At 62.8% G+C, this 6,117-nt stretch carries 6 protein-coding genes; 1 reads left to right on the top strand and 5 read right to left on the bottom strand.

All coding sequences use genetic code 11. The annotated features are described in order from the left end of the window. The 5 genes from tsaA to rimO form a co-directional block, all read right to left on the bottom strand. The coding region (gene tsaA / locus ACF8Q6_RS13660) for a tRNA (N6-threonylcarbamoyladenosine(37)-N6)-methyltransferase TrmO (protein WP_392498947.1) at window positions 1-682 on the bottom strand (682 nt) is incomplete at its 3' end. Between the two features lie 6 nt (window positions 683-688). Next, entirely contained in the window at window positions 689-1,150 is a 462-nt protein-coding gene (locus ACF8Q6_RS13655) for a DUF1456 family protein (protein WP_392491383.1), read from the bottom strand. Window positions 1,151-1,199: 49 nt separating this feature from the next. Next, a complete protein-coding gene (locus ACF8Q6_RS13650) occupies window positions 1,200-1,910 on the bottom strand; it encodes an rRNA pseudouridine synthase (protein WP_010952344.1) in 711 nt (236 codons plus the stop codon). Between the two features lie 119 nt (window positions 1,911-2,029). Beyond that, a complete protein-coding gene (locus ACF8Q6_RS13645; RefSeq protein ID WP_014755577.1) occupies window positions 2,030-2,485 on the bottom strand; it encodes a GNAT family N-acetyltransferase in 456 nt (151 codons plus the stop codon). A gap of 153 nt (window positions 2,486-2,638) precedes the next feature. After that, on the bottom strand, window positions 2,639-3,970 hold the full coding sequence (gene rimO, locus ACF8Q6_RS13640; protein ID WP_004576169.1) for a 30S ribosomal protein S12 methylthiotransferase RimO: 1,332 nt from the start codon (window positions 3,968-3,970) through the stop codon (window positions 2,639-2,641). Window positions 3,971-4,205: 235 nt separating this feature from the next. Between rimO and ACF8Q6_RS13635 the strand changes: the two genes are divergently transcribed. After that, complete coding sequence (locus ACF8Q6_RS13635) at window positions 4,206-6,116, top strand: potassium transporter Kup (RefSeq protein WP_392491382.1); 1,911 nt, start codon at window positions 4,206-4,208, stop codon at window positions 6,114-6,116. The last annotated feature ends 1 nt before the right edge of the window (window position 6,117 follow it).

The raw sequence follows: 6,117 nt of genomic DNA, 5'->3' as shown, positions 1-6,117 counted from the left end.
CCACCTCCATCACCCGGATGACGTCCGGCTGTGGGTAATGCCACCTTACTTGCACATCCCAGAACTTCACCCCGTACACCCGCTCGGACGGTGGTATCTGGTAGGCCGGCCGTGGGTCCTGCGCCAGGCATTGCTCGATCAGCTCCACCAGCGGCTCGCTCAGACGCTGCGCATGCTCGCGGGCCTGGAGCAGAGCGTTGTCCGCCCACTGCACGGCAATTGCCACAGGCGCTGCATTGGCCATCTGGTTGCTGGCGCCAGCGACGCTGTCGGCATACGGCACATACGGCTTGATGTCCAGCACCGGCGTGCCGTCGAGCAGGTCGATCCCGGACAGCAGCAGACGCCCGGGCTCCACGCCCTCCAGGCGTACCACCGACTGGCCGATGCCGTTGGGCCGGTGGGTGGCGCGGGTGGCGAACACCCCCATGCTCTTGTTGCCGCCAAGACGCGGAGGCCGCACTTTCAGACGCGGCTTTTCTTCCAGGGCCTGGTGGAACAGGAACAGCAGCCAGACATGGCTGACCTGCTCCAGGCCCTCGACCGCGTCACCTTGATCGAACGGCGGCAACAGTTCGAGTACGCCACGGGCGGCAGGTGCCAGCTGTGGCTGGCGCGGAATGGCAAACTTTTCCTTGAAGCAGGAGTGGACGATGCCGACCGGGACAACCGTATGCTGCATGGCCACTCAGCCGCGCACGCGCAGGGTCAGGCCCTTGAGGAAGTTGCGCATCAACTGGTCGCCACACGGGCGGTAGTTGTCGTGGCCAGCCTTGCGGAACAGCGCGCTGAGCTCAGGTTTGCTGACCGGGAAGTTGACCGACTTGAGAATCGCGTGCAGGTCGTCTTCCTTGAGCTCAAAGGCCACCCGCAGCTTCTTGAGGATCAGGTTGTTGGTTACCGGCAGCTCGATCGGCTGCTGCGGGCGGCTATCGTCTTTGCCTCGGCGGTAGATCACCAGGCCGTCAAGGAAGTTCGCCATCACCCGTTCCGGGCAGCGCACGAAGCCTTCCTCTTCTTCTTTTTTCAGGTAGGTGGCCAGCACCAGAGGATGCACTTCGAGGCCAGAGAGCCCGATGATTTCGGCCATCTTGGCGTCGTTCACCTTGAGCATGTAGCGCAGGCTGCGCAGGACGTCGTTGTGGTTCATTGCAGCAGAATCCTGTTCAGGTGCCGCGCGTTCCAGCGCGGCGTATTGCTTAGAAACGTTCGGAGGTAGCCAGGTAGCGCCATTGGCCCAAGGGCAGCTTGCCCATCGACACACCACCCAGGCGAATGCGTCGCATGCCTAAAAGCTCCAGGCGCAGGTAGGCGCATAGCTCGGAAATCTGCCCTGGTTGTGGGTTTTTCAACACCATGCGCAGGTGTGTCTCGTTCTGCCAGCTGGCCTTGGCCTTGGGCAACTCGCGGTCATTGCGCATGGCCCCACGCGCCAGGCGTTCCAGCGCCTGTGGGGTGGTTTCGCCGCGCACTTCAATGATGAACTCCTGCTCCAGGCGACGCAGGTCGGCCTCGATCTTGCGGGATACCCGCCAGTCCTGGGTAAACACCTGCAGGCCGCTGGCGCCACGCTCCAGCGGTGCCACGCAGGCCTGCCGGGCAAAATGCCCGTGCAGGGCGCGCACGCCTTCGCGGTGGGCCTCGCTAAGGCTGCCCATGTTCATGCTGGCGCGGGCGTCTTCACTGTCCATGCCGGCTGGCTGGTTCAGCAGCAGGGTCACCGGCTCCAGGGTTTCGGCACGGGCGCCCGGCAGCAGCTCGACGCGCTGCTGCTCAACCTTGAACTGCGGCTGCTCGACCACCACGCCATCGACCGTTACCCAGCCTCCTTCAATGTACTGCTCGGCCTCGCGGCGGGAGCAGCCGAGCTGCTCGATGAGGCGTTTGGACAGGCGGACGGGTTCGGACATGGGGCAATTCGCAAGGCAGGGAAAGACCTCCATTGTACCTGCCTGCAAGCAGTAGATGATGGGAATCTGTGTCAGATGCGTCGTTTTGGACACACAGCGCGGCACATTCAGGCGCCGCCTCAAGGCACTGTGCGCATCAGCCTCATGTGCAGCAGAGGATAGGGCTGGCCCAGGCCGTCGGTTTCCGAACGGCCGATGACCTCGAAACCTTCATGCAGGTAGAAGCCCAGCGCTTTCGGGTTCTGTTCGTTGACGTCAAGGTACTCGGCATTCAGCTCACTGATGGCATAGCGCAGCAGGCGCTTGCCTACCCCTTGGCCACGGTAGCCAGGTGCGACGAACAGCATGTCCACCCGCCCATTGGCGACACCGGCGAAACCACAGATGCGCTGGCGGTCCTTGCAGCAGATCAGCATCACTGCGTCGAGGTAGCGGCGCAGCACATGTTCGCGCAGTAGCAGGATATAGCCCTCTGGCAGAAAGTCGTGGGTGGCGCGTACCGAATCCTCCCACACCTGTACCAGCTCGCTGTAGTCGCACAAGCGCGGGGTTTGCAGCGTCAGTAGCGCAGCCATGCCGGTGTTCCTCTGGGGCGATAGGGAAAACATAGCAGGCCACTCGTCGAGGGGCGTCCTGATGCTGTTTCAAGGGTTCTGACAAAAAAGCCCCTGCGCCGGTCATTCCCTATGGAGAACGCCGGGGCAGGGGCTTTGCAGGCCTCAGCCGTTTTAGATGGGTTCAGCCCACATGTCGTACTCGTCGGCATCCACCACACGGCAACGCACTTTGTCGCCTGGCTTGAAACCATGGTCGCCATCGATGAACACGCTGCCATCGATTTCCGGTGCATCGAAGAAGCTGCGGCCAACCGAACCTTGTTCCTCGACTTCGTCGATCAGCACGTCGATTTCCTTGCCGATGCGCAATTGCAGGCGGGCAGCACTGATGGCCTGCTGGTGGGCCATGAAGCGGTCCCAGCGCTCTTGCTTGACGTCGTCCGGTACTTCGGCCAGGCCCAGGTCGTTGGCCGGGGCGCCTTCCACCGGCGAGTACTGGAAGCAGCCCACGCGGTCGAGCTGGGCTTCGGTCAGCCAGTCCAGCAGGTACTGGAAGTCTTCCTCGGTCTCGCCCGGGAAGCCGACGATGAAGGTGGAGCGGATCACCAGCTCAGGGCACTGCTCGCGCCAGTTCTTGATGCGCGCCAGGGTGCGGTCTTCGAAGGCCGGGCGCTTCATCGACTTGAGCACTTTCGGGCTGGCGTGCTGGAACGGGATGTCCAGGTACGGCAGGATCTTGCCGGCAGCCATCAGCGGGATCACGTCGTCAACGTTCGGGTAAGGGTACACATAGTGCAGGCGTACCCAGGCGCCCAGGCTGCTCAGTGCTTCGCACAGCTCGAGCATGCGGGTCTTCACCGGGCGGCCGTTCCAGAAGTCGGTCTTGTACTTGACGTCGACGCCGTAGGCGCTGGTGTCCTGGGAAATCACCAGGATTTCCTTCACCCCGGCCTTGACCAGGCGCTCGGCCTCGCTCAGCACTTCACCCACCGGGCGGCTGACCAGCTTGCCGCGCATCGACGGGATGATGCAGAAGCTGCAGCTGTGGTTGCAGCCTTCGGAGATCTTCAGGTAGGCATAGTGGCGCGGGGTCAGCTTGACGCCCTGTGGCGGCACCAGGTCGATCAGCGGGTTGTGGTCCTGACGCGGCGGCACCACTTCGTGAACGGCGTTGACTACCTGCTCGTACTGCTGCGGGCCAGTGACCGACAGCACGCTTGGGTGCACGTCACGGATGCTGCCTTCTTCGACGCCCATGCAGCCGGTGACGATCACCTTGCCGTTTTCCTTGATCGCTTCGCCGATCACTTCCAGCGATTCGGCCTTGGCGCTGTCGATGAAGCCGCAGGTGTTGACCACCACCACGTCGGCGTCCTCGTAGGTGGGTACGACTTCATAGCCTTCCATGCGCAGCTGGGTCAGGATGCGCTCGGAGTCGACCAGGGCTTTTGGGCAACCCAGGCTTACGAAACCTACCTTGGGGGTGGCGGGCGTGGTGGACATGACTAACCTCGGTATTGAATACAGGTCGCCCGGCCGGAATCGGGGGCGAACTTGACGGGCGCTTTTGGCGCCTCTGATCAAAAAGTGCGCAATTCTAGCGAGCGCAAGGGCGCTTGACCAGCAGAAATACGACGAACGCTGCGCTATGCTTCGCGCCGTTGCGCCGGGGTACCTTCCAGGGCCTGGTGGCAGATTGATTACCAAGGGTCGTGATGGCCGTTTGCGGGAGTGGTCGATGGTTCAGGCAAGCAGTCACGCTGAGGGCGGGCACGAGGGGAAGCAGGGTGCGTCACGGTCGGTGGGCCTGCTCGTGGCGGCGGTAGGGGTGGTTTATGGCGATATCGGCACCAGCCCGTTGTATACCCTCAAGGAAGTCTTTACCGGCGGCTACGGGGTGTCGGTCAACCATGATGGCGTGCTGGGGATCCTGTCGCTGATCCTTTGGTCGTTGTTGTGGGTGGTCTCGTTCAAGTACGTGATGTTCATCTTGCGCGCCGATAACCAGGGGGAGGGCGGCACGATGGCGTTGACCGCACTGGCGCGGCGGGCCACGGCGGCGTACCCGCGGCTGCGCACACTGATGGTGATCTGTGGCTTGATCGGCGCTTCGCTGTTTTATGGCGACAGCATGATCACCCCGGCGGTGTCGGTGCTGTCGGCGGTGGAGGGCATGGGCCTGGCCTTCGATGGCATCGACCACTGGGTGGTGCCAATTTCGCTGGTGGTGCTGGTGGCGCTGTTCCTGGTGCAGCAACATGGCACTGAGAAGATCGGCAGGCTGTTTGGTCCGATCATGGTGACCTGGTTCGTGGCGCTGGGCGCGCTGGGTGTACATGGCATCTCGCAGAGCCCGGAAGTACTCAAGGCGTTCAACCCGGGCTGGGCAGTCAACTTCTTCGTGGTGCACCCCGGTATTGGCGTGGCCATTCTGGGTGCGGTAGTGCTGGCGCTGACCGGTGCCGAGGCGCTGTACGCCGACATGGGGCACTTTGGCCGCAAGCCGATTGCCCGGGCCTGGTTCATCCTGGTGCTCCCGGCGCTGGTGCTCAATTATTTTGGCCAGGGTGCACTGCTGCTGCAAAACCCGGAGGCCGCGCGCAACCCGTTCTACCTGCTGGCGCCGGGCTGGGCGCTGCTGCCCTTGGTCGGGCTGGCCACCATGGCCACGGTTATCGCTTCGCAGGCGGTGATTTCCGGGGCCTTCTCTCTGACCCGTCAGGCCATCCAGCTGGGCTACATCCCACGCATGCAGATTCAGCACACCTCAAGCGACGAGCAGGGGCAGATCTACATTGGTGCAGTGAACTGGACGCTGATGGTGGGTGTGGTGCTGCTGGTCATCGGCTTCGGGTCCTCGGGCGCTCTGGCGGCAGCCTACGGGGTTGCGGTCACCGGTACCATGCTGATGACCACCATCCTGGTGTCCGCGGTGATGCTGCTGCTGTGGAAGTGGCCGCCGCTGCTTGCAGTGCCGATTCTGGTCGGCTTCCTGTTTGTCGACGGGCTGTTCTTCGCCGCCAATGTGCCGAAAATCGTCCAGGGTGGTGCCTTCCCCGTGTTGGCCGGTGGTGTGCTCTACCTGCTGATGAGCACCTGGAAGCGCGGCAAGCAGATTCTGGTCGAGCGCATCGATGAAGGTGCCCTGCCATTGCCATTGTTCATCAGCAGCATCCGCATTCAGCCACCGCACCGGGTCGAGGGGACTGCAGTGTTTCTGACGGCACGCTCCGATGCCGTGCCGCATGCGCTGTTGCACAACATGTTGCACAACCAGGTGTTGCACAGCCAGGTGGTGCTGCTGACTGTGGTCAGCGAAGACCGGCCGCGGGTGCCCGAACATGAGCGTTTCGAGGTGGAAGCCTATGGCGACGGATTCTTCCGTGTGCTGCTGCACTTTGGGTTCATGGATGAGCCGGACGTGCCTGCCGCGTTGAAGCTGTGTCATCTGGATGACCTGGACTTCACGCCAATGCGCACCACCTACTTCCTCAGCCGCGAGACGGTGATCGCGTCACGGCTGGAGGGGATGTCGCGCTGGCGGGGCAACCTGTTTGCGTTCTTGCTGAAGAATGCCAACGGCAATCTGCGCTTCTTCAACCTGCCGTTGAACCGGGTGATCGAGCTGGGGACGCAGGTCGAGATCTGAA

Origin of the sequence: Pseudomonas sp. GLN_2 (genome assembly GCF_043106005.1) — a bacterium.
In the GTDB taxonomy this organism is placed as follows: Bacteria; Pseudomonadota; Gammaproteobacteria; order Pseudomonadales; family Pseudomonadaceae; genus Aquipseudomonas; species Aquipseudomonas alloputida.
This window is presented reverse-complemented; position numbering and strand designations above follow the sequence as displayed.